Source organism: Bradyrhizobium sp. MI1.7 (assembly GCF_055811795.1).
This window is the reverse complement of sequence record NZ_JBVVPO010000038.1, coordinates 40,054-62,416: the sequence shown is the minus strand read 5'-3', so window position 1 is coordinate 62,416 and position 22,363 is coordinate 40,054. Positions and strand designations below refer to the sequence as shown.

The following is a 22,363-nucleotide window of genomic DNA, read 5'->3' as shown; positions in this document are numbered from 1 at the left end:
CTCGGGCGGGTCGTCACGAGGGGCATTGTGGAGAAGCTTGGCAGCCAGTCGCAAGTGCGGCGTCAGATTGCGGTCCCCGGGGGGACGACAGCAGAGGCTGCTGGGACGCAGAGAGACTGTCCTTGGTGGGAGTTCTCAAAGTCGCTTTAATATGGCGGAGAGGGAGGGATTCGAACCCCCGATAGGCTTGCACCTATGCCGCATTTCGAGTGCGGTGCATTCAACCACTCTGCCACCTCTCCTGAAGGCGCCAAGTAAGGAGCAGGGCCCCTGTGGTTGGGGGCGTTAATAGGCGAGGATGGCGGGCCAGACAAGGCGCGAAAGGGGAAAATCCGCTGCCTCTTTCAGCCCTGCCCTGGAGCCGTCTACGGTCCGATGAATCGGAACGGGGCTCCAGATTCTTGTTTTGACGCGTTTTCTTGAGGCGAACCGGTGTCCGCTTCGCTCGAAAACGCTCTCACCGCCGGGAGGAACTGCCGTGGAGCACCTGACGATCAAGGCCAATGGCGCCGATTTCCACCTGGTCCGCGCTGGCAGCGGCAAACCGCTGCTTTTGCTGCATGGTTGGCCGGAATTCTGGCTGACTTGGGAGCCGGTGATATCAAGGCTTTCGGACCGTTTCATGCTGATCGCGCCCGATCTGCGCGGCTTCGGCGACAGCGACAAGCCGGACGGGCCTTTTGGGCCGGACGGCCATGCCGCCGACATGCTGGCGCTGATGGAGGGGCTCGGCATCGAGCGATTCGCCGTGGTCGGCCATGACGTCGGCGGCGCCGTGATGCAGCCGCTGGCCCGGCAGGCGCCCGAGCGGCTCGCGGGGCTGTTCTTCTTCGATTTCGTCTATCCCGGCATCGGGCCGCGCATGGCGGCGCCCGATAGGCTCAACCACATCTGGTATCAATCTTTCCACCAGATGGAGATGGCGCCCGCGCTCGTCGGCATGAGCCGCGAGAGCTGCCGGCTCTATATCAGCCACTTCCTCAAGGGTTGGGCGCACCGGGAGAGCGCCTTCGACGATGTTCTCGACGCCTTCGCCGACAATTTCTTCAGAGAAGGCAATCTCGCCGGGGGCTTTGCGCATTATCGCGCCTCGCATGCCGGGCGGGTCGCGATGATGAAGGGCGAAGCCCTATCGCTTCCGCCGATCAACGCGCCGACCTGCGTGCGCTGGGCCGAGCACGATCCGCTGTTTCCCTATGCCTGGACCGATCGTCTGGGCGAGACGTTTGGCGATCTCGATCTTGCGATGTTTCCGGGCGTCGGCCACTTCCCGCATCGGGAAGATCCGGATCGCGCGGCCGCGGAGATCGCGGCGTTCTTTCAGCGGATCGGCTGGAGCTGAAGACAGGGGTGGGACCGCCAGACGCGGTAAACACTGGCGGTCCCGTGCCGCTCATTGAAATACTGGCTGGGAAGGGCGGCTTCGCCGGCCAGGGTGAGGCGACGATTCGACCCTAGCGAGTGTCCTGTGCGCCGCAACGCAATCCGGTCCTTAACCTAACCAGTCAAGGTTACTCCTTGTCCGCCTTACTCTTTTTCTTGCCGTTCTCAGTAGAATCCCGGTCTTTTCCGTTGCCGTTGTCCTTGCGGCGGTTGGTGAAGCGGGCATTGCCGAGCCCGGTGCCGATGGTGAGCACACCCCAGCGATCGACGTCCTGCATGAACGGCACCTCGGAGAGGCCCTGAACCACGCCGTCATTGTGCATCAGGATCGCGGTGTCGTGGTCGCCGATCACGGGGATGCCCTCGATCAGGCTCGCCGGCAGGTTGAACTTGCTGCTCTCCCAATTGCCCGGCAGGTTCTGTGCGCCCTTCTCGATCGAGCCATCCTCGTTGATCACGCCGGGGCAGGCGATGCCGATGAAGGGAGCGAGCTTGTAGCCATCTTTCTCGGCCTCGGTGATCAGCCCCTTCAGCATCTTGGTGAGCCGCTTCACCGCACCCTCGCGGGTCGGCTCGTCATCCGCATGACGCCACAGCTCGGATTTCACGACCTTGGCCTTCGAGAGGTCCTTGGCCTTCTTCCAGCCGGTCTCCACCAGGCCACAGCGGATGTTGGTGCCGCCGATGTCGACGGCGAGGATGCTGTCATGAGCCTCGAAAATCCATGATGGCGCCAGATGCAGCGCGCCTATCAGGCCCGCTTCATCGGGATGGGCGCGGATCGGCACCATGTCGATCTTGAAATCCTCGGCCTTGAGGATGATCCCGGTGCGCGCGATCGCGAGCTCACCGAGCCGTGAATCGCGGAAGCCGCCGCCGACGACGATGCGCGCGGTCTTCGCCCAGGCCTTGCTCTTGAGGAAGCGACGGGTGACGTAAGCGAGCTCCTGGGCAAAGTCCTCGATGGCGCTATGCACCACGGCCCAGGCCTCGGTGTCATCGCCGATCAGGATGGCGTCCAGCGTCTTCTTGCTGATCTCATCCGATGGCTCCTTGCCGAACGGATCCTCGCCGGACTTGCGCAGCGGCTTGCGCCAGCGCTCGAGGATTTCGCGGAACGCGCCCTTGCTGGCGCGGTCGCCGAGGAAACCGTCCTCGTCCTTCATCTCGATGTTGAAACTGTCGATGTCCACTGACGGCAGCCGCGCCGCACCGTGGGCGGCGATGCCCGTCGTCGTCTTGACCAGTTCGTCCGTTGCCATGAAAGCCCTGCCCGATTGCAAAAATCCGGCGGGACAACAAACGGGAACCCGTTTGGTTGCGTTGCCCATGGCACAGTTCTGGCCACGTCCGGGGATATATGGTATATTGTTCGCCCTCAGATTGTGGGGAGGATCGAATGGGAATTGCCTTCGACCTGGCCACCGTCAACTGGTTGGCCCATTTGCTTCAGCCTGGCGGACACATTCCCCGGCGTGCCGCGCCTGATGAGCACGAATCGCTGGAAATGTTCCTAAGCCAATTGCCGGAGCGTTTTGTCTCCTCTCGCGGGAACAAGGACAAGGTGCGCGAGGTCGCTGAGGCGGCACGTGCGCAATTGAGCCAGATTCCCTACGGGCAGGAGATTCCCCTTGAGATCCTCGAGTCGCTGCAACAACTGTTTTCGCACTACCCTTGGATCGGCATGATCGTGCCATCGATGAAGAATATGGAGCTGGATCGTTTTCTGGCCTCTCCGGAATTTCTTTACGATCTCGTCCATAAGGTGAACTGGCAAGACGACGGCCTGATCATGCAGCCCCGGGATCTCGACGATCACCCGCAAGCGCTGCTGGACGTCTTCCCCCCATTTCAGACTGCGTTGAACGCAATGACGCGGTGGCCCGGGCTGCTGTTCTGGAGACCCAACGAGGATTCCGTGTTTCTGCCCTTTGCAGGCAAGACGCCGGCTGCTGTCCGCGAATGCGCGGGATGGGCGTTGTCCAATCTCAAGATATCCAGGTTTCGCGGATTAAAGACATTCGAAGCCGAATATTTCAGGAGATTTCCAGAGGCCAGAGCTACTGCAGCATCAACCACGACGCTGCTGCATATCAGCGACCTTCACATCGGAAGCACCGAGGCAGCGACGAGCTTGCCCCGTCTGCAACAATTGTTGCGGAATCAAATCCACGAGATACCGAATGGGCAAAAGGTCGTTTTGGTCATCAGCGGCGATCTGATCGACGATCCCAAAGACGAGTACTACAATTCGGCGCGACAGTTCCTCGACACAGCGCAAAACCTCACGGAGGAACCACCGATCCTCGTTTTGGGCAACCACGACGTCCGAACAGATGGCTATCTGAGCGAGAACCTGAGAAACGCGATCAAGCTCCCGACAAATCGCGTGCGATGGTTCGATGATCGGCCTCTTGGTCTGGTCTGCTTCAATTCAGTGGCCGGCGGCCGTCTCGCCGCGGGCAAGATTGGGCCGGAGCAATTTGCCGACGTTGGCAACGAAATCGACCACAAACGCGATTGGCGGGATCACACGCTGGTTGGCGTACTCCATCATCATCCGCTCCCGGTCGATAATCCCGCCTGGTATGCAAGGCCGTTCTACGAGCGGATACTGGGACGATTTTTCGAGAAGACCGACCAGCTTGAGGACGCCGCCGAATTCGGGGACTTCGTCCGCCAGCGGCGATTTGCCGCCGTGCTTCACGGGCACAAGCATATCCCTCGCGTTGCGTCGATACCGGGACCACCTCCGATCGCGGTTTTGGGATGCGGAAGTTCCGTCGGAAAGGTTCCGACCAATGATGGGAGGATCTTCCTGTCCATCAACCGCATCGACGTCAATCACCAGACCGGGTCCTTGTCGTGCCGGCTGATGGCCGAGCGCACCCTGGGGGCGGGCATGAGCCAATGGGACCGATGGGAGAGCCACGAGATCCTCCATGCGCAGGCCTTGTAGCCTCCTGGATTACGGGTGAATTGCCCTAAACTCTTCGGTTTTCGGCGCTTTTCCTTGACTCTCCGCGTCCGGCGGCTATAAGTCCCGCAACCGGCGCGGGGCGTTTCTCGCGCTGTTTGTTTTTGCGTGGGTTTTCAAAGGGATAACTCCCGCCCGCACAAAACGCGCATAAACCCATAGCGACTGACAAAAAGCCGGCCCGGACGATTCTCGTCGCGAGGCCGGGATTTGAACACGGAGAAAAAACGATGTTCGCAGTCATCAAAACCGGCGGCAAGCAATACCGCGTCGTGCCGGATGATGTTCTCGAAGTAGGCAAGATCGAAGGCGAAGTCGGCTCGATCATACAGCTGAATGAAGTGCTGGTGCTCGGCGGTGACACGCCGGTCCTGGGCGTCCCGACGGTCGCAGGCGCGTCCGTTGCGGTCGAGGTGCTCGACCACAAGCGCGGGCCGAAGGTCATCGCGTTCAAGAAGCGCCGCCGCAAAAATTCGCGCCGCAAGCGCGGCTATCGCGACGAGATCACGGTCCTCCGTATCTCCGAGATCCTGACGGACGGCGCCAAGCCCACCAAGGGCCCGCGTCCGAAGCGGGAGAAGGTCGCCAAGGAAGCGACCACCGAAGAAGCCGCCGCATAATTTGATCACGCGCAATCACGAATTGATGCGTGAGAAATTGTGAAATGATTCCGTCAAGGAATTGATCTAGAAGTACGCAGGATTTTGGAGACGAGCCATGGCTCATAAAAAAGCAGGCGGTTCATCGCGCAACGGTCGCGATTCGAAGGGCAAGCGCCTCGGCATCAAGGCGTTCGGCGGCGAAGTCGTGATTCCCGGCAACATCATTGCGCGTCAGCGCGGCACCACCTGGCATCCCGGCCTTAATGTCGGCATGGGCACGGACCACACTCTGTTCGCCAAGATCGAGGGTCGCGTCACGTTCCAAGCCAAAGCCAACGGCCGCACATTCGTATCGGTACTCCCGATCGCCGAGGCGGCTGAATAGACGGTGGACCAAATTTGGAGTCCGCCGGGTCCTTGACCGAACCGGCGGAGTCCACAAGACGGCTCCAGGGGAGGCAGGGAAACCGGCCTCCCCTTTCGTTTGACTTGCTCACTTTTCACTTAGTGACTTTGACGGAGCCGGACATGTTGCAGGATTTCTCGAGCGTGACCTTGCGGGAGGCGAGACCGAGCGTCGTCGCCACCGAGCGGCTGACGTTGCGGCGCCCGACTCTCGCCGACGTCAGGACCATCGCCCACCTCGCCAACGACCGCCGTGTCGCGGAAAACACCCGCCGCCTTCCACACCCCTATTCGCAGGACGACGCCGTCGAATTCGTCCGCGCCACCGCCGCGCTCGGCAGCGAGACCGTGTTCCTGATCGAGCACGACACCGGGCCGGTCGGCATGGTCGGCATCGACCGCTCCACGCCCGACAATGCCGAGCTCGGCTACTGGCTCGGCGTCGAGCATTGGGGCCAGGGCTTTGCCACCGAGGCGGCGCGCGGCGCGATCGACTTCTTCTTCGAGGAATTCGAGGACGATCATCTCCATGCGGGCGCGCGCGTCACCAATCCGGCCTCGCGCAACGTGCTGGAGAAGTGCGGCTTCCAGTGGAGCGGCGTCCAGCTGCATCGCTTCCTCGCGCTGGGCTCGTCCACGCCGGTCGATTGCTTCCGCCTGTCACGCGGCGTGTGGTCGTCGCTGAAGAACTGGAGCAGTGCGAGACGGATGAGGTAGGGCGGAGAACTGCTCCATTCTCCGCTGTCGTCCCGGGGCGCGACAAAGCCGCGAGCCCGGGACCCATAATCCCAGGGAGAAGTGGGGGACAAAAACTCCCGCTCCGAGTTATCGCAAAACGGCGTCCTGTGGGTATGGGTCCCGGGCTCGCGCTACGCGCGCCCCGGGACGACGGTGTGACCGCAGCTACGCCGGCGGATTCACCTCGTTGCTCGGGCGGCCGAGATCGCGTTCGCGCAAGTAGATGTAGAACCCGGCGCCGATGATGATGGCGGCGCCGATGATGGTGGCAATCGACGGCACGTCGCCGAACACGACGAAGCCGAAGATCACGGCCCAGACGATCATCGAATATTGATAGGGCACCACGACGCTCGCCGGCGCCAGCTTGAGCGAGCGGTTGACGCAGAACAGCGCCGTCACCGAGACGCACCCCGCCATTGCGAAGATCGCGAGGCTGCCCGGTGTCGGCGGCACCCAGTGGAATGCCGACAGCACAGCACCCAGCGAGAACGTGCCGATGAATTGCGACGACGCCATCACGATGTCGGGCGTCTTCCGCAGGCTGCGCGTGATCAGCATCAGGGTCGCAAACGACAGACTGCCGCCGAGCGCGATCAGCGCCGGCAGGCTGACCGTCTGGGCCGACGGCCGTAACGCGATCAGCACGCCGCAGAAGCCGATCAGGATCGCCGTCCAGCGCCGCCAGCCGACCTTCTCGCCGAGGAAGATCGCCGACATCGCGGTGACGAAGATGGGGCCGGCGAGATAATAAGTGATGACGTCGGCGAGCGGCAGATAGACCGTCGCGAGGAAGAAAGCGGCCACTTCCAGCGTCGACAGCACGACGCGAAACAGCTGCAGGCGCGGCCGCTCCAGATGCAGGAACTGGTGACGCTGCCGCCAGACCAGCGGCGACAGCAGCAGCAGCGCCGCGCAGGCGCGCAGGAACAAGAGCTGCCCCACCGAATACGTCCCGACCAGGAACTTGCCCATGGCGTCGCCGAACGAGAACATGAAGATCGACAGCACCATCAACGCAATGCCGGCCAGGCGTGCGGAGCGGTCGTCATAGGCGGAGAGATTCTTGAAGAAGGGCATTGGCGCCGTTTTAATCACGTGGGCGCGCCGGACAAGCCCGCATCTGCCGATTGAACGGATTGTCGCACTCTTCGCGGCGCGATAGCGATAGGCGCCTCCCCAACTAGAGAGCATGGACATGACCGACTTCGACCCGACGCGGCATCGCATGATCCCCGCGCAACGCTGGTTTGAGGATTTCGTGGTCGGCGAGCGCTTCGTGCTGCCGAGCCGCACCCAGACCTCGGCGGTGTTCGCCGCCTTCCAGACCGCGAGCGGCGACACTCATCCCGTGCATTACGACGTGGAATATTGCCGCAGCCGCGGCATGCCGCATCTGCTCGCCCACGGCTTCCAGACCTTGATCCACACGGCGCCCGGCGCAGGCCTGTTTCCGTTCATGGTCGAGGACTCCCTGGTCGGCTTCCTCGAGCAATCGAGCCGGTTCCTCAAACCGGTGTTCGCCGACGACACCATCTATCCCGCGCTCGAGGTCACGGAGCTGGTGCCGGGTCGCACGACCGGCGCGGTGACGCTCAAAAGCACCGTATTCAACCAGCGCAAGGAGCTGGTGCTGGAGGGGATGCAGAAATTCCTGATCCGGAGACGGCCTGCGGGTTAAGCACGGGGTCAAATTCGCGGAAATTCGGCCGATTCAGGGATAAGTCCGGGTTGCCGCGCGGGACCACCTGCCCTACCTATGGCCCATGAAATTCCTCGACGAAGCAAAGGTCTATATCCGCTCCGGTGACGGCGGGAACGGCTGCGTGGCGTTCCGCCGCGAGAAGTTCATCGAATTCGGCGGTCCTTCCGGCGGCAATGGCGGCCGCGGCGGCAACGTGGTCATCGAGGTCGCCGACGGCCTCAACACGCTGATCGACTACCGCTACCAGCAGCATTTCAAGGCCCAGAAGGGCGAGAACGGCTCGGGCTCGGACCGCCATGGCGCCAACGGCAAGGCGATCGTGCTGAAGGTCCCCGTGGGCACGCAGATCTTCGACGAGGATCGCGAGACCCTGATCCACGACTTCACTGATGTCGGCGAGAAGTTCGTGCTGGCCGAGGGCGGCAATGGCGGCTTCGGCAACGCGCATTTCAAATCGTCGACCAATCGCGCGCCGCGCAACGCCAATCCCGGCCAGCCCGGCGAGGAGCGCTGGATCTGGCTGCGGCTGAAACTGATCGCGGATGCCGGCCTGGTCGGCCTGCCCAATGCCGGCAAATCGACCTTCCTCTCCAAGGTCAGCGCGGCGAAGCCGAAGATCGCCGACTATCCCTTCACCACGCTGCATCCGCAGCTCGGCGTCGTGAATTCCGACGGCCGCGAATTCGTGCTGGCGGACATTCCCGGTCTGATCGAAGGCGCGCATGAAGGCGCCGGCCTCGGCGACCGCTTCCTCGGCCATGTCGAGCGCTGCCGCGTGCTGCTGCATCTCGTCGACGCGACCTGCGAGCACGCGGGCAAGGCGTATAAGACGGTTCGCAACGAACTCAATGCCTATGGCGGCCTGCTCACCGACAAGATCGAGATCGTCGCGCTGAACAAGATCGACGCGGTCGGGCCGGACGAGTTGAAGAAGCAGAAGGACCGGCTGAAGCGCGCCGCCAAGAAGACACCGCTGCTGCTCTCCGGCATCACCGGCGACGGCGTGAAGGAAGCGTTGCGCGCGCTTGTCGAAGTGATCGGCGAGGCCCCGGTATCGGCCAAGGCGAAGAGCGCGGCCGAAGCGGAGCCGTGGTCGGCTTGAACTCTCTCCCCACGGTCGTCCCCGCCTAGTGCGCAATTGCGCACGGGGAGCGGGGACCCATACCGCGTGATCTTTCGATTGCGGACGGTTGTAGTACCGAACAACGAGCCTTCGCAAAACTACGTCTTGGGGTTATGGGTCCCTGCTTTCGCAGGGACGACAGCGGAATGCGCGGCCGCGGGCACGCGTATCGCTGGCTTGTCATCGCGCCCGCGATAGCGCAGCATTAAAAAATCAAGAAACGGCAGGGGCGAAGCATGGCGCGCGCGAAGAACGTTCTCTGGATCATGTGCGACCAGCTTCGCTACGACTATCTCGGCTGCACCGGCCATCCCACGCTGAAAACGCCCAACATCGACGCCATGGCCAAGCGTGGCGTGCTGTTCAGCAAGGCGTATGTGCAGTCGCCGATCTGCGGCCCGTCGCGGATGTCGTTCTACACCGGGCGCTACATGCGCTCGCACGGCTCGCACTGGAACGGCTGGCCGCTGCGCGTCGGCGAGCCCACGCTCGGCGACCACCTCAAAAAGATCGGCGTGCGCAACGTGCTGGTCGGCAAGACCCACATGGCGCCCGATCTCGAGGGCATGAAGGCGCTCGGCATCCCGCCGGAATCGATGATCGGCGTTCACGTTGCCGAATGCGGGTTCGAGCCTTATGAGCGTGACGACGGCCTGCATCCAACGGGACGGCCGCGCCCGAAATACGATGAGTACCTGCGCAGCCAGGGATTCGAGGCGACCAATCCCTGGGAGCATTGGGCGAATTCCGGCGAAGCTGGCGACGGCTCCCTGCAGAACGGCTGGCTCCTGGTGCATGCCGACAAGGCCGCGCGCGTGCCGGACGAGCACTCTGAGACGCCCTACATGACGCGGCGCGCGATGGACTTCATCAGCGAGGCCGAGACCGACGGCAGGCCGTGGTGCCTGCATCTGTCCTACATCAAGCCGCACTGGCCCTACATCGCGCCCGAGCCCTATGCGAGCATGTATTCGACCGATGACATGATCCCGGCGATCCGCTCCGAGCGCGAACGCCAGAATCCGCATCCGGTGTTCGGCGCTTACATGGACATGCGCTACTCCCGCAACATGGCGCGCGACGAGGCTCGCGAGAAGGTGATCCCGACCTATATGGGCCTGATCACCCAGATCGACGACCAGATGGGCGTGCTGATGAAGTTTTTGGAGGCGCGCGGCCTGCTGGACACCACCATGATCGTGTTTACCTCCGATCATGGTGATTATCTCGGCGATCACTGGATGGGCGAGAAGGATCTGTTCCACGAACAGTCGGCGAAGATTCCGTTGATCATCATCGATCCGTCGAAGGAAGCCGACGCCACGCGTGGCGCGCGCAGCGACGCGCTGGTGGAAGGCATCGATCTCGCGCCGACCTTCGTCGATTATTTCGGCGGCAAGGTGCCGGGCCACATCCTCGAAGGACGCTCGCTGCTGCCGCTGCTGCGCGGCGAGAGGCCGTCCGACTGGCGCAAGGTCGCGTTCTCTGAATACGACTACGCCATGCAGGATGTGCGGCTGAAGCTGAACCAGCCGATCGAACGCTGCCGCCTGTTCATGGTGTTCGACGGCCGCTGGAAATACATCCACGCCTCCGGCTTCCGCCCGATGCTGTATGATCTCGAAACCGATCCGGAGGAATACGTCGATCGCGGCGACGATCCGGAATGCGCCGCGATCATCGCGAGGCTACAGGCCGAGCTGTTCGACTGGGCCCTGCATCCCAACGACCACATCACCACGCCGCGCGAGAAGATCGCGAACTATGCCGACAACCAGCTCCAGGTGAAGGGCGGCATTTTGATCGGCGTCTGGGATGAGGCGGAGCTTGCGTCGATCAAGGACGGGATCGCGCAACGCGCGAAGCTCTAAAACCCTCATGGTGAGGAGGCGCGAAGCGCCGTCTCGAACCATGCAGGCCCCCGCTGCTACAGCCGGGCCTTTCATCCTTCGAGACGCCGCTCCGCGGCTCCTCAGGATGAGGGGATAGAGTAGCGCGCGGCATTCAATTCTCGATCTTGTACCCCGTCGCCTTCACGATCGGCTGCCAGAACGCCGTGTTGGCGGCGAGCTCCTTGGTCAGGCCATCCGCGGTGCTGCCGACCGGGATCAGCCCGATCGCGGTGAGCTTCTCCTTCACCTCGGGCCTGGCGAGCGCCGCACTCGCGGCGGCGCCGAGCTTGCTGGCGAAGTCCGGCGGGCTGCCGGCGGGAAGCCACATGCCGTACCAGGCATCCGCGACGAGATCGATGCCGCTCTCCTTCAGCGTCGGAACCTCAGGTGCGAACGGCGAACGTTCCGCGCTCGCGACCGCGATGATCTTCACGCCCTTGGCGCGGTGCTGCGGCAGCGCATCGGCCAATGTCACGATGCCGAACGACAGATGGCCGCCGATGAGATCGTTGAGGATGGGCGCGCTCCCGCGATAGGGCACGCGGGTCAAGGGAATGCCGAGATCCTTCTCGAGCTTGGAGCCCATGAAATGCGGAATGGTGCCGTTGCTCGGCACCCCGAACGACGTCTTGTCCGGATGCGCCTTCAGCCACGCCACGAATGACTTGAAATCGGCAGCGTCAATCGCCGGGCCGATCACGACTGCGAATTCGAACCGCGCCAACAGCGACACCGGCATGAAATCCCTGGCCGTGTCGAAGCTCGGCGTCGTCTCCACCATCGGCAGCAGGTACATGGTGGGGCCCGTCGTCACCAGCACCATGCTGCCGTCGGCACTCGCGCCCTTCACCGCCTTGATGCCGATCAGGCCGTCGCCGCCGGTACGGTTCTCGACGACGATGGTCCGTTGCAGCGCCGGCGCCATCTCCTGCGCGATCAGCCGGCACAGCGTGTCGCCGCCCGCTCCCGCCGCGAACGGGAAGATCATCTTTGTCAGCCCGGCCTGCGCTTGCGATCCGCCCGCCTGCGCCAACAGCGGCAACCCGAGACATCCGGCGATGAAGTTGCGGCGATCCATCGGTTTCCTCTTTGAGCCCATTATGGTTGGCGACAATTAGAGCCAGACGCGTGTCCCGGACAAGCGCCGTTTACCATTTTAGCCGCCTTGCGCCGGCCATCGTCCTGCTGCAAAAGCAGGCCTTAACCGGCGCCGCCTGTCGCTCCGCCGTTTCCGATGCAGAGCAATCCGTCACACGCGCCAACGCATACACACATGGCCAGCCCCGAACTCAGTCAATTCCGCCGCATCGTCGTCAAGGTCGGCTCCGCCCTGCTGGTCGATTCCGACAAGGGCGAGGTGCGCGCCTCCTGGCTCGCCGCGCTCGCCGACGACATGGCCAAGCTGCATCGCGAGGGCCGCGATGTGCTCGTGGTGTCCTCGGGCTCGATCGCACTCGGCCGCAGCCGCCTCAAGCTGCCGCGCGGCCCGCTGAAGCTGGAGGAGAGCCAGGCGGCCGCCGCCGTCGGCCAGATCGCGCTGGCGCGGATCTGGTCGGAGGTGCTCGGCGCCCACGGCATCGGCGCGGGGCAGATCCTGGTCACGCTCCAGGACACCGAGGAGCGCCGCCGCTATCTCAACGCTCGCTCCACCATCGGCAAGCTGCTGGAATGGCGCGCGATCCCCGTCATCAACGAGAACGATACGGTCGCCACCAACGAGATCCGCTACGGCGACAATGACCGCCTCGCCGCGCGCGTCGCCACCATGGCGAGCGCCGATTTGCTGGTGCTGCTGTCCGATATCGACGGGCTCTACGACGCCCCGCCGAAGAACAATCCGAACGCAAAACTCATTCCCGTGGTCGACAGCATCTCCTCCGAGATCGAGGCCGTGGCAGGCGACGCCGAGTCCGAGCTGTCGCGCGGCGGCATGCGCACCAAGGTCGAGGCAGCCAAGATCGCGACCACAGGCGGCACGCATATGCTGATCGCCTCGGGCAAGATCGAGCATCCCCTGCAGGCGATCGCCGACGGCGGCCGCTGCACCTGGTTCCTGACGCCGGCCAACCCCATCACCTCGCGCAAGCGGTGGATCGCGGGCACGCTGGAGCCGAAGGGCACGCTGACCATCGATGCCGGTGCCGTGACGGCGCTGCGTGCCGGCGCCAGCCTGCTGCCGGCCGGTGTGATCAAGGTCGAAGGCCAGTTCGCCCGCGGCGATGCCGTGATCGTGCGCGGTCCTGATACCAGCGAGGTCGGCCGCGGCCTGATCGCCTACGATGCCGAGGTCGCCGAGCGGATCAAGGGCCGCTCGTCCCCGGACGTGATGGCCATCCTGGGCATCAGCGGGAGGTCCGAGATGATCCACCGCGACGATCTGGTGGTGGGTGGGTAAGGACGAGCAAGTCCGCCAACTATTGCATGTCGTCAGAGCCGATATCCTGGCGGCCGTGCATCACGCGGACGATCTCGACTCCATCGGGCAGCGGGACATAGAAGATCACGTAATTGCCAACGGGGAAGCTGCGCAGGCTGTCGCGCAATTCTCGCCGTTCGCGGCCAGCCAAGGGATTTTCCACGAGCATCTCGAAAATCTCGCCGATGCGCGCGATCTGCTTGTCGGCCGCCCGAACGCTGTCCGACGCGATGAAATCCCAGATCGAATCTAGATCTTGGTCGGCTTGTGGGGCCTTGCGGAATCTATTCGCCACGTTTGCGCGCGGCCAGTCGCTGCCGTCCCCGCGCCTTGATGTCGTTCATCCATTCCTGGACATCGACCTCTTCCATTGGTCCGCTGTCAAACCCCTTCTGGATTTCCTCCCGCAGCGCCTCCAGCTTGACCCTGCGCCGCTCTTCACGCTCCTCGACTAGGCGAAGGCCTTCGCGCATGACCTCGCTCGCGGTGGCATAGCGGCCGCTCTCGACCAGATCGTCGATCAGGTCCTCGAAATGCTTTCCAATGCTGTAGCTGCTCGCCATGGAACGGCTCCGTTATCAAGTAATGATATTTATTGATATTTGAGCGCCTCGCAAGGATCCGTCCGGCCTCGGGGGCAACCAGGCCATTGGCCGACCGGGCGGCGCGAACCGGGCCCCAGCCATACCCTCCCGACCCTTCGCAGACGCGGGATTTCCGTGCTAGGACACTGCCTTAGCAGAAGGTTGAACTCTCCATGGCCGCCCCCCTCAAAGCCGTCGACGGCAATGCCGATCTCCAGGCGCTGATGTCCGATCTCGCCGCCCGTGCCCGCGCTGCCGCGCGCGTGCTGGCGCTGGCGCCGCCGGAGCAGAAGAACAGGGCGCTCGGGGCCATGGAGCGGGCGATCCGCGCGAACTCTGCCGCGATCCTTGCCGCCAATGCCGAGGACGTCGCGGAGGCCCGGGCCTCGGGCACCATGATCGCCTCATTCATCGACCGCCTGACGCTGACACCTGCGCGCGTCGAGTCGATGGCCGAGGGCATCGGTATCGTGCGCGGCATCGCCGATCCGATCGGCATCGTCACCGAGAGCTGGCAGCGGCCGAACGGCATGACCATCGAGCGCGTGCGCGTTCCGCTCGGCGTCGTCGGCGTGATCTTCGAGAGCCGGCCGAACGTTGCGGCGGATGCCGGCGTGCTGTGCCTGAAATCCGGCAATGCCGTGATCCTGCGCGGCGGCTCCGACAGTTTTCGTTCGTGCCGCGCGATCCATGAATGTCTCGTCCAGGGCCTGCGTGACGCCGGGCTCCCCGAAGCTGCGATCACGCTGGTGCCGACGCGCGACCGCGCGGCGGTCGGCATGATGCTGTCGGGGTTGAACGGCGCCATCGACGTGATCGTTCCGCGCGGAGGCAAGAGCCTCGTCGCGCGCGTCGAGCAGGAGGCCCGCGTGCCCGTGTTCGCGCATCTCGAAGGCGTCAACCACGTCTATATCGATGCCAGCGCCGACCTCGCCATGGCGAAGTCGATCGTGCTCAACGCCAAGATGCGCCGCACCGGCGTCTGCGGCGCGGCCGAGACGCTGCTGGTCGATCGCGCCGCGGCCGCCAAGAACCTGAGGCCGCTGGTCGAGATGCTGATCGAGGCCGGCTGCGAAGTGCGCGGCGACGACGCCGTGCAGAAGACCGATGCGCGCGTCAAGGCTGCCAGCGAAGACGATTGGGACACCGAATATCTCGACGCGATCATCGCGGCGAAGGTGGTGGACGGTGTCGACGGCGCAATCGCGCATATCCAGAACCACGGCTCGCACCACACCGATGCGATCGTGAGCGCGGATGAGGCTGCTGCGAAGAAATTCCTGAGCGAGGTCGATTCCGCGATCGTGCTGCACAATGCCTCGACGCAATTCGCCGACGGCGGCGAGTTCGGTTTCGGCGCCGAGATCGGCATCGCCACTGGCCGATTCCACGCCCGTGGTCCTGTCGGCGCCGAGCAGCTCACGAGCTTCAAATATCGCGTCCACGGCACAGGTCAGACGCGGCCGTAAGTCATGTCGCGAGGCGTGGGGCATTGAGTAACAATTTCGTCGCGCCACGTTTCTTCGCGCAGGCCATTCCGCCCTACACCGAAGGCATGCGCGTCGGCCTGCTCGGCGGCTCGTTCAATCCACCGCACGAGGCCCATCGCGCCATCAGCCAGTTCGCGCTGAAACGCCTCCGACTCGACCGCGTGTGGTGGCTGGTGACGCCGGGCAATCCGCTGAAGGAGAACGGCACGCTGCATGAGCTCGGCGCGCGCATGCAAGCCGCGCGCGACGTCGCCGACGATCCCAGGATCGAGGTGACCTGTCTCGAATCCGTCATTCGTACCCGCTATACTATCGACACGATCAACACCTTGCGCCGCCGCCTCAGCGGCCTGCGCTTTGTCTGGATCATGGGCGCCGACAATCTCGCTCAATTCCATCGTTGGCAGCACTGGCGGCGCATCGCCGACCAGGTGCCGATTGCGGTCATCGATCGCCCGCCGCAGAGTTTTCGCGCCCTCGCCTCGCCCGCTGCCCAGGCCCTTGCACGCTACCGCGTGCCCGAGACGGACGCGGCATTGCTTCCGGATCGGCCAGCGCCGGCCTGGGTCTTTCTGACGGGGTTGAAACTGAACCTGTCCTCGACCGGCTTGCGGAACCCGGACGGGAGCTGGAAAGGTCCGAAGTGAGACGGAGTGTGTGGACGTTGTGGGGATTTCAGACTCTCTGGCATATTGAAACCCTTAACCCCACATGATGTAGTGTAACCAGTGAGCGTCGGATTCGGCGTTCGCGATACAGTGAAAGGAATGGTCCCTGACCACATCTGTATTGTCCAAGTCTGTTTTACCCAAGGTAGCGAAACCGGCGCGTAAAACATCGACCAAAGCTGCGGCCTTGAAGGCGCAACCCGACGCCGACAAGACGCTGAGCCTGATCCTCTCCCGCCTCGACGACATGAAGGCGGAAGAGACGGTCACCATCGACCTTCGCGGCAAATCGGCGTACTCCGACTACATGATCGTCACCACCGGCCGGGTGAACCGGCACGTCGGCGCGATCGCGGACAACGTCGCCAAGGGCCTCAAGGAAAACGGCATCAGGAACATCCACGTCGAGGGCTTGCCCAATTGCGACTGGGTGCTGATCGATTCCGGCGATGTGATCGTGCACGTGTTCAGACCCGAGGTCCGTGAGTTCTACAATCTCGAGAGATTGTACACGCAGGGCCCAGGGGCGGCGAAGGCGATCTAGGCTCATCGAGCCGATTTCGAATCGGCTGACGCGCATGCTAGCGTCGTGCGCGCGCATATTGCGCGCGGTCTCGAAACACGACCTGAAGATATCATGCGCGTTGCTGTCATTGCGGTGGGCCGGCTGAAGCAGGGCCCCGAACGGGAGCTTGCCGACCGCTATTTCGAGCGGTTCGACGAAGCCGGCCGCAAGCTCGGATTCCGCGAGCTCACCATCCACGAAATCCCCGAAAGCCGCGCGCGCGACACCGCGACACGGATGGCCGAAGAGGCCGCGGCGATTGGTGCGCACATCCCGGAAAAATCGATCCTGGTGGCGCTGGACGAGCGCGGCCAGAATCTCGACTCCACCGTATTCGCACGGCACCTCGGTCGCTGGCGCGACGAGGGTGCCGGACATACTATCTTCGTGATCGGAGGGGCGGACGGACTTTCGCCCGAATTGCGCCGTAAGGCCAAGCTCGCGATCGCGTTCGGCTCTGCGACCTGGCCGCACCAAATGGTCCGCGTCATGCTTCTGGAACAGCTTTATCGGGCCGCCACCATTCTGGCCGGCCACCCCTATCACCGCGCGTGATGCGCGCACAACGAGCACCTTTGCGTAAAGCGATGCGAGCGCCGATCCTCAACCTGCTGCTGATCGCCGGCGTCACGGGCGCAAGCCTCGCGCAAGCTCAGACGCAAGGTCCGATAATTGCGCCCGCGCCACAGACGGCGGCCGCCTCGCCCGATGCGATCAAGCAGCGCGAGCAGGAGCTCGAGGCCGCCCGCGCGAGGCAGAAGAGCGCCGAGGAAGCGCAGGCCAAGCTCAAGGCCGAAATCACCTCGCTCGGCCAGGACCGCACCCAGCTCAATCAGCAGCTGATCGATACCGCAGCCAATGTGCGGGCCGTCGAGACCAAGATCGACGAAGCCGAAGCGCGGCTGCGCTCGCTCAACGGCCGCGAGCAGCAGATGCGCACCTCGCTGGAGTCGCGCCGCGCCGACATCGTCGAGGTGCTGGCGGCCCTGCAGCGCGCCGGCCGGCGCACGCCGCCGGCGCTGTTGGTGCGGCCAGAAGATGCGCTGCAATCACTGCGCACCGCCATGCTGCTCGGCGCCGTGGTGCCGGAATTGCGCGGCCGCGCCGAGAAGCTCGCCGGCGACCTCGGCGAGCTCGTGGCCTTGCGCAAGAACATCGCCGCCGAACGCGACCAGCTTGCCACCGACCGCGACAAGGTCCGCAACGACCAGACCCGGCTGACCGCCCTGGTCGACGAGCGGCAGCGTCAGCAGGCGTGGCGCGAAAAAGACCTAGACGCCGAGAACTCGCGCGCCATCGCGCTCTCCAGGCAGGTCGGCGATCTCCAGGGGCTGATCACCAAGATGGAGCAGGATCTGCAGAGCGCCGCCAAGGCCGCCGAGAAGGCGGCTGAGGCCGCCAAGCAGGCCGAGGCCAAGGCGGCCGCCAGCGCCAAGCCCGGTCCGGGCACTTTCAAGGACCGGTCCCGGACCACCCCGGCGATCGCCTTCGCGGCGGCCAAGGGGCTCCTGCCTCTCCCGGTTAACGGTAACAAGATCAGGGATTTTGGCGGTTCCGACGGGGTCGGCGGTGTCCAGAAGGGCATTTCGCTGGCAACCAGGCCCGGCTCCCAGGTCACGACGCCGTGTGATGGCTGGGTTGTCTATTCCGGCCCGTTCCGCAGCTATGGACAACTCTTGATCCTCAACGCCGGGGGCGGGTATCATGTCCTGATCGCCGGGATGGAGCGCATTTCGGTTAACATCGGTCAGTTTGTGCTCACGGGGGAGCCGGTCGCGACCATGGGATCGACCTCACAAGTCGCCTCCATTCTCGCCACGAACGCGAGTCAACCTGTGCTGTATGTCGAGTTCCGTAAGGACGGCACTCCAATCGATCCAGGCCCATGGTGGGCCGCAAATGAAGGCGAGAAGGTTCGCGGATGATGCGCAAGACTTCAGTTATCCTCCTCAGCGCGGCCACCGGTGCTGCGCTGACGCTGTTCGTGACCCAGCCGCGCGCGGTCTTCATGGGCTCCAGCGCGCGAGCCGCAACTGCAGACACTTATCGCCAGCTCAATCTGTTCGGCGATGTGTTCGAGCGCGTGCGCTCGGACTATGTCGAGAAGCCCGATGACACGAAGCTGATCGAATCCGCCATCAGCGGCATGCTCACCGGCCTCGATCCGCATTCGAGCTACATGGACGCCAAGAGCTTCCGCGACATGCAGGTGCAGACCCGCGGTGAGTTCGGCGGCCTCGGCATCGAAGTCACGATGGAGGACGGCCTGATCAAGGTGGTCTCGCCGATCGACGACACCCCCGCTTCGCGCGCCGGCGTCATGGCCAACGACATCATCACCAATCTCGACGACGAAGCCGTGCAGGGCCTGACCCTGAACCAGGCGGTCGAGAAGATGCGCGGTCCGGTCAACACCAAGATCAAGCTCAAGATCATCCGCAAGGGCCAGGACAATCCGATCGACGTCACCCTGGTGCGCGACAACATTCGCGTCCGCTCGGTGCGCGCGCGCATCGAGGCCGACGACATCGCCTATATCCGCATCACCACCTTCAACGAGCAGACCACCGAAGGCCTGAAGCGCGAGGTCGCCAACCTCTCGAATCAGATCGGCGACAAGCTCAAGGGCTACATCATCGATCTCCGCAACAACCCGGGCGGCCTGCTCGAGGAAGCGGTCACCGTCTCCGACTCGTTCCTGGAGAAGGGCGAGATCGTCTCGACCCGTGGCCGCAATGCCGAGGAGACCCAGCGCCGCACCGCGCATGCGGGCGACCTCACCAAGGGCAAGCCTGTTATCGTGCTGGTCAACGGCGGTTCGGCTTCGGCATCGGAAATCGTCGCCGGCGCGCTGCAGGACCACAAGCGCGCGACCATCGTCGGCACGCGCTCGTTCGGCAAGGGCTCGGTGCAGACCATCATTCCGCTCGGCTCGGGCAACGGCGCGCTGCGCCTGACCACGGCGCGCTACTACACGCCGTCGGGCAAGTCGATCCAGGCGAAGGGCATCGTGCCCGACATCGAAGTGCTCCAGGATGTGCCGGACGAGCTGAAGTCGCGCACCGACACCAAGGGCGAGGCTTCGCTGCGCGGCCATCTCAAGAACGACGGCGACGAGAAGACCGGCTCGCAGTCCTACGTCCCGCCGGACGCCAAGGACGACAAGGCGCTCAAGCTCGCGGACGACCTGCTCCACGGCATCAAGAACAGCGCCTCCGCGGCGCCGACGCCGGGCGACAACAAGGCCACGACCGACAAGCCCAAAGCGGCGAACTAAGTCGGCGCGTCACCTCATCTCTCGAAAAGGGCGGCTCCTGGAGCCGTCCTTTTTGCTTGGGGCTCCTGCTACCCCCGGCCTATCCCGGCCTGACGCCGCTTGACCTCGGCGTGGTATCGTCGGCGGGAGTGATTCGGGATCTCGCATGACTGAAACGGCCGATGATCTGAGCGCCCCGCTCGGACAGGACAAGCCGCGCCGGAAACGGCGGCTGCGGCTGCCGTTCACAGCCATGCAGGCCCTCACGGTCATGCTCGGCCTGTTCCTGGTCGCCTTCGCCGGCTTCGCCATCTTCAACAAGGATCCGCTCGGCGGTGAGCCGATGACGCGGATTGCGATCCGCGAGCCCAGGGCCACCGACGAGAAGCCGGCCGCCGCGAGCCTTGGCCAGGAGAGCAAGCCAGAGAGCAAGCACGAGGCCAAGGAGGCGCCGAAGCAGGCGGGCGAGCAGAAGACCGTCACCATGATCGACGGTTCCACCGGCACGCGCCACGACGTGGTGATCGGTGGCGGCGATGCCGCCGACAAGGGGGACGCGGCAGCCGCCTCCGCCCCTCCGCCCGTCATGGCCGGGATCGACCCAAAACTGCTGGAAAAATCGCGCTACGGCATGATCCCCGTGACGGCCGAGGGCGCGAAGCCGTTCAACGTCTACGCGGCGGATGCCGACCGCGCCAAGGCGGCAAAGATGCCTGTGGTCGCGATCCTGATCGGCGGCCTTGGCGTCGGCGCGGCCAAGACCACCGACGCGATCATGCGGCTGCCGCCGGCGGTGACGCTGGCCTTCACGCCCTATGGCGCCGATCCCGGCAAGCTCGCCGAGCGGGCCCGCGCCCAGCGGCACGAGATCTTCCTCCAGATCCCGATGGAGCCCTACGACTTCCCGGACAACGACCCGGGCCCGCAGACGCTGCTGACCTCGCTCACCACCGACCAGAACATGGACCGCCTGTACTGGCACCTGAGCCGGATGCAGGGCTATGCCGGCCTCACCAATTTCATGGGCGCCCGTTTCGTGGCGACCGACGCCGCGATGCAGCCGATCATCCGCGAGGCGGCCAAGCGCGGCCTCGGCTTCTTCGACGACGGCTCCTCGCCGCGCAGCATCGCGCCCCAGGCCGCGGGCAGCCAGGCGATGCCGTTCGGCAAGGGCGATATCGCGATCGACGTGGTGCCGACCCCGGCGGAGATCGACCGCGCCCTGAACAAGCTCGAATCGATGGCGCGCGAGCGCGGCGTTGCAATCGGCACCGCCTCCGCCCTGCCGGTCTCGATCGAGCGCATCGGCAGCTGGACCAAGACATTGAGCGACCGTGGTATCCTTTTGGTGCCGTTGACAACCGCGATGCTGAAATCAAAATCTAGCTAAATCAACGGATTGGTACGGTACGGACCCTCGGGACCGGCATACCCACCAAAAGCACGCGAGAGGTCTGGCGGAATGGCACGCTACGAGGATCTGCCCTACCGTACTTGCGTCGGTGTGATGCTGATCAACAAGAAGGGTCTGGTGTTCATCGGCCGACGCGCCGGCGGCATCGAGCATGTCGACGACGCCCATGTCTGGCAGATGCCGCAGGGCGGCGTCGATCCCGGTGAGGATACCTGGGAGGCCGCCAAGCGCGAGCTCTACGAGGAGACCAGCGTGCGCTCGGTCGAGCGGCTCGGCGAAGTCCCGGACTGGCTCGTCTACGACATCCCGCGCACGGTTGCGGGACGCGCCTGGAAGGGCCGCTATCGCGGCCAGCGCCAGAAATGGTTCGCGGTCCGGTTCACCGGCAAGGACAGCGAGATCAACGTCGAAAAACCCGGCGGCGGCCACAAGGCCGAGTTCGTGAGCTGGCGCTGGGAGCCGATGAAGAACCTGACCGGGCTGATCATCCCGTTCAAGCGCCCGGTCTATGAGCGCGTCGTGAAGGAATTTTCCGCGCTGGCGGATGAATAAATCAAATCGTCATCCCGGGTTCGGTGCTAATGCATCGCCGGAATGACGATGAAAGACGTGCGCGTGACCAATCAAAAACCCTACCGTCCCAATGTGGGGATCGCCCTCTTCAATGCGAACGGCCGCGTGCTGATCGGCCACCGCTTCAAGGGCGACGGCCCCGAGATCATCCTGCCGGGCCTCGACTGGCAGATGCCGCAAGGCGGTGTCGATGAGGGCGAGAACCTGCGCGATGCGGCGCTGCGCGAGCTTTGGGAAGAGACCAGCGTCAAGAGTGCGGACTATCTCGGCGAGACAGACTGGCTGACTTACGAGTTCCCTCCCTACGACGGGCCGCAGACGCACCGGCTGGCGAAGTTCCGCGGGCAGCGCCAGAAATGGTTCGCGCTGCGCTTCACCGGTCGCGACGACGAGATCGATCCGCTGACGCCGCGCAACGAACAGCCTGCGGAGTTCGACGCCTGGCGTTGGGAGCGGCTCGACCGCGTCACCGAGTTCGTGGTGCCGTTCCGCCGCGAGGTCTACCGCGCGGTCGCTCAGCAGTTTGCGCCCTTCGCAAACTAAAACTGCGAAAACAACCCCATGCACAGTAG

General features: G+C 64.2%; 23 protein-coding genes and 1 tRNA gene. 18 read left to right on the top strand and 6 right to left on the bottom strand.

Annotated features, from left to right (window positions below; all coding sequences use genetic code 11):
* Positions 1-152 precede the first annotated feature (152 nt).
* Positions 153-242 (bottom strand) — tRNA-Ser (locus AC0L3X_RS29020).
* A gap of 236 nt (positions 243-478) precedes the next feature.
* Here AC0L3X_RS29020 and AC0L3X_RS29015 point away from each other — a divergent pair.
* On the top strand, positions 479-1,342 hold the full coding sequence (locus AC0L3X_RS29015) for an alpha/beta fold hydrolase (protein ID WP_063980443.1): 864 nt from the start codon (positions 479-481) through the stop codon (positions 1,340-1,342).
* A 169-nt stretch (positions 1,343-1,511) separates the two neighbouring features.
* On the opposite strand, the gene AC0L3X_RS29010 is transcribed toward AC0L3X_RS29015, so the two are convergent.
* The gene (locus AC0L3X_RS29010; protein ID WP_063980442.1) at positions 1,512-2,645 is read right to left on the bottom strand and encodes an ROK family protein; all 1,134 of its coding nucleotides are present in this window, start codon (positions 2,643-2,645) and stop codon (positions 1,512-1,514) included.
* Positions 2,646-2,782: 137 nt separating this feature from the next.
* Between AC0L3X_RS29010 and AC0L3X_RS29005 the strand changes: the two genes are divergently transcribed.
* The 4 genes from AC0L3X_RS29005 to AC0L3X_RS28990 all read left to right on the top strand — a co-directional run bounded on the left by AC0L3X_RS29005 (position 2,783) and on the right by AC0L3X_RS28990 (position 6,084).
* Positions 2,783-4,342 (top strand): metallophosphoesterase family protein, encoded by a 1,560-nt coding sequence (locus tag AC0L3X_RS29005; RefSeq protein WP_231143767.1) that lies wholly within the window; start codon positions 2,783-2,785, stop codon positions 4,340-4,342.
* A 248-nt stretch (positions 4,343-4,590) separates the two neighbouring features.
* Complete coding sequence (gene rplU, locus AC0L3X_RS29000) at positions 4,591-4,980, top strand: 50S ribosomal protein L21 (protein ID WP_063980440.1); 390 nt, start codon at positions 4,591-4,593, stop codon at positions 4,978-4,980.
* Positions 4,981-5,077: 97 nt separating this feature from the next.
* Positions 5,078-5,347 (top strand): 50S ribosomal protein L27, encoded by a 270-nt coding sequence (rpmA, locus tag AC0L3X_RS28995; protein WP_011083253.1) that lies wholly within the window; start codon positions 5,078-5,080, stop codon positions 5,345-5,347.
* Positions 5,348-5,490: 143 nt separating this feature from the next.
* Positions 5,491-6,084: a GNAT family N-acetyltransferase gene (locus AC0L3X_RS28990; RefSeq protein WP_063980439.1), complete on the top strand. Its 594-nt coding sequence runs from the start codon at positions 5,491-5,493 to the stop codon at positions 6,082-6,084.
* Between the two features lie 186 nt (positions 6,085-6,270).
* On the opposite strand, the gene AC0L3X_RS28985 is transcribed toward AC0L3X_RS28990, so the two are convergent.
* The gene (locus AC0L3X_RS28985) at positions 6,271-7,185 is read right to left on the bottom strand and encodes a DMT family transporter (RefSeq protein ID WP_063980438.1); all 915 of its coding nucleotides are present in this window, start codon (positions 7,183-7,185) and stop codon (positions 6,271-6,273) included.
* 118 nt (positions 7,186-7,303) lie between these two features.
* Between AC0L3X_RS28985 and AC0L3X_RS28980 the strand changes: the two genes are divergently transcribed.
* From AC0L3X_RS28980 to AC0L3X_RS28970, 3 genes are all read left to right on the top strand, one after another.
* Positions 7,304-7,786 carry a MaoC family dehydratase gene (locus AC0L3X_RS28980; protein ID WP_014490587.1) on the top strand — a complete coding sequence of 161 codons (483 nt, stop codon included), beginning with the start codon at positions 7,304-7,306 and terminating at the stop codon, positions 7,784-7,786.
* A gap of 85 nt (positions 7,787-7,871) precedes the next feature.
* Positions 7,872-8,912 (top strand): GTPase ObgE, encoded by a 1,041-nt coding sequence (gene obgE / locus AC0L3X_RS28975; RefSeq protein WP_063980437.1) that lies wholly within the window; start codon positions 7,872-7,874, stop codon positions 8,910-8,912.
* A gap of 257 nt (positions 8,913-9,169) precedes the next feature.
* Positions 9,170-10,804 (top strand): alkaline phosphatase family protein, encoded by a 1,635-nt coding sequence (locus tag AC0L3X_RS28970; protein ID WP_063980436.1) that lies wholly within the window; start codon positions 9,170-9,172, stop codon positions 10,802-10,804.
* A 133-nt stretch (positions 10,805-10,937) separates the two neighbouring features.
* On the opposite strand, the gene AC0L3X_RS28965 is transcribed toward AC0L3X_RS28970, so the two are convergent.
* Complete coding sequence (locus AC0L3X_RS28965; RefSeq protein ID WP_063980435.1) at positions 10,938-11,903, bottom strand: Bug family tripartite tricarboxylate transporter substrate binding protein; 966 nt, start codon at positions 11,901-11,903, stop codon at positions 10,938-10,940.
* A gap of 195 nt (positions 11,904-12,098) precedes the next feature.
* Between AC0L3X_RS28965 and proB the strand changes: the two genes are divergently transcribed.
* Positions 12,099-13,220, top strand: coding sequence for a glutamate 5-kinase (proB, locus tag AC0L3X_RS28960; protein ID WP_028149988.1), 1,122 nt, complete (start codon positions 12,099-12,101; stop codon positions 13,218-13,220).
* 19 nt (positions 13,221-13,239) lie between these two features.
* Here proB and AC0L3X_RS28955 read toward each other — a convergent pair whose 3' ends face one another.
* Together AC0L3X_RS28955 and AC0L3X_RS28950 are read right to left on the bottom strand one after the other, a co-directional pair.
* On the bottom strand, positions 13,240-13,536 hold the full coding sequence (locus tag AC0L3X_RS28955) for a type II toxin-antitoxin system RelE/ParE family toxin (protein WP_063980434.1): 297 nt from the start codon (positions 13,534-13,536) through the stop codon (positions 13,240-13,242).
* Complete coding sequence (locus AC0L3X_RS28950) at positions 13,526-13,804, bottom strand: type II toxin-antitoxin system ParD family antitoxin (RefSeq protein ID WP_063980433.1); 279 nt, start codon at positions 13,802-13,804, stop codon at positions 13,526-13,528. Before AC0L3X_RS28950 ends, AC0L3X_RS28955 begins: the two co-directional genes overlap by 11 nt.
* A gap of 194 nt (positions 13,805-13,998) precedes the next feature.
* On the opposite strand from AC0L3X_RS28950, the gene AC0L3X_RS28945 reads away from it, so the two are divergent.
* From AC0L3X_RS28945 to AC0L3X_RS28905, 9 genes are all read left to right on the top strand, one after another.
* Positions 13,999-15,294 (top strand): glutamate-5-semialdehyde dehydrogenase, encoded by a 1,296-nt coding sequence (locus AC0L3X_RS28945; protein ID WP_063980432.1) that lies wholly within the window; start codon positions 13,999-14,001, stop codon positions 15,292-15,294.
* A gap of 23 nt (positions 15,295-15,317) precedes the next feature.
* Positions 15,318-15,962, top strand: coding sequence for a nicotinate-nucleotide adenylyltransferase (locus AC0L3X_RS28940; protein ID WP_063980431.1), 645 nt, complete (start codon positions 15,318-15,320; stop codon positions 15,960-15,962).
* A 208-nt stretch (positions 15,963-16,170) separates the two neighbouring features.
* Complete coding sequence (rsfS, locus tag AC0L3X_RS28935; RefSeq protein ID WP_014490594.1) at positions 16,171-16,527, top strand: ribosome silencing factor; 357 nt, start codon at positions 16,171-16,173, stop codon at positions 16,525-16,527.
* Positions 16,528-16,620: 93 nt separating this feature from the next.
* Positions 16,621-17,103, top strand: a complete 483-nt coding sequence (rlmH, locus tag AC0L3X_RS28930; protein WP_014490595.1) for a 23S rRNA (pseudouridine(1915)-N(3))-methyltransferase RlmH — start codon at positions 16,621-16,623, stop codon at positions 17,101-17,103.
* Between the two features lie 32 nt (positions 17,104-17,135).
* Positions 17,136-18,473: a murein hydrolase activator EnvC family protein gene (locus tag AC0L3X_RS28925; protein ID WP_473317034.1), complete on the top strand. Its 1,338-nt coding sequence runs from the start codon at positions 17,136-17,138 to the stop codon at positions 18,471-18,473.
* A complete protein-coding gene (locus AC0L3X_RS28920; protein WP_014490597.1) occupies positions 18,470-19,825 on the top strand; it encodes a S41 family peptidase in 1,356 nt (451 codons plus the stop codon). Before AC0L3X_RS28925 ends, AC0L3X_RS28920 begins: the two co-directional genes overlap by 4 nt.
* Positions 19,826-19,970: 145 nt before the next feature.
* The gene (locus AC0L3X_RS28915) at positions 19,971-21,194 is read left to right on the top strand and encodes a divergent polysaccharide deacetylase family protein (RefSeq protein ID WP_063980428.1); all 1,224 of its coding nucleotides are present in this window, start codon (positions 19,971-19,973) and stop codon (positions 21,192-21,194) included.
* Positions 21,195-21,266: 72 nt separating this feature from the next.
* Complete coding sequence (locus tag AC0L3X_RS28910) at positions 21,267-21,770, top strand: RNA pyrophosphohydrolase (protein WP_166346733.1); 504 nt, start codon at positions 21,267-21,269, stop codon at positions 21,768-21,770.
* Between the two features lie 63 nt (positions 21,771-21,833).
* A complete protein-coding gene (locus tag AC0L3X_RS28905; protein WP_354132415.1) occupies positions 21,834-22,334 on the top strand; it encodes an RNA pyrophosphohydrolase in 501 nt (166 codons plus the stop codon).
* Positions 22,335-22,363 lie beyond the last annotated feature (29 nt).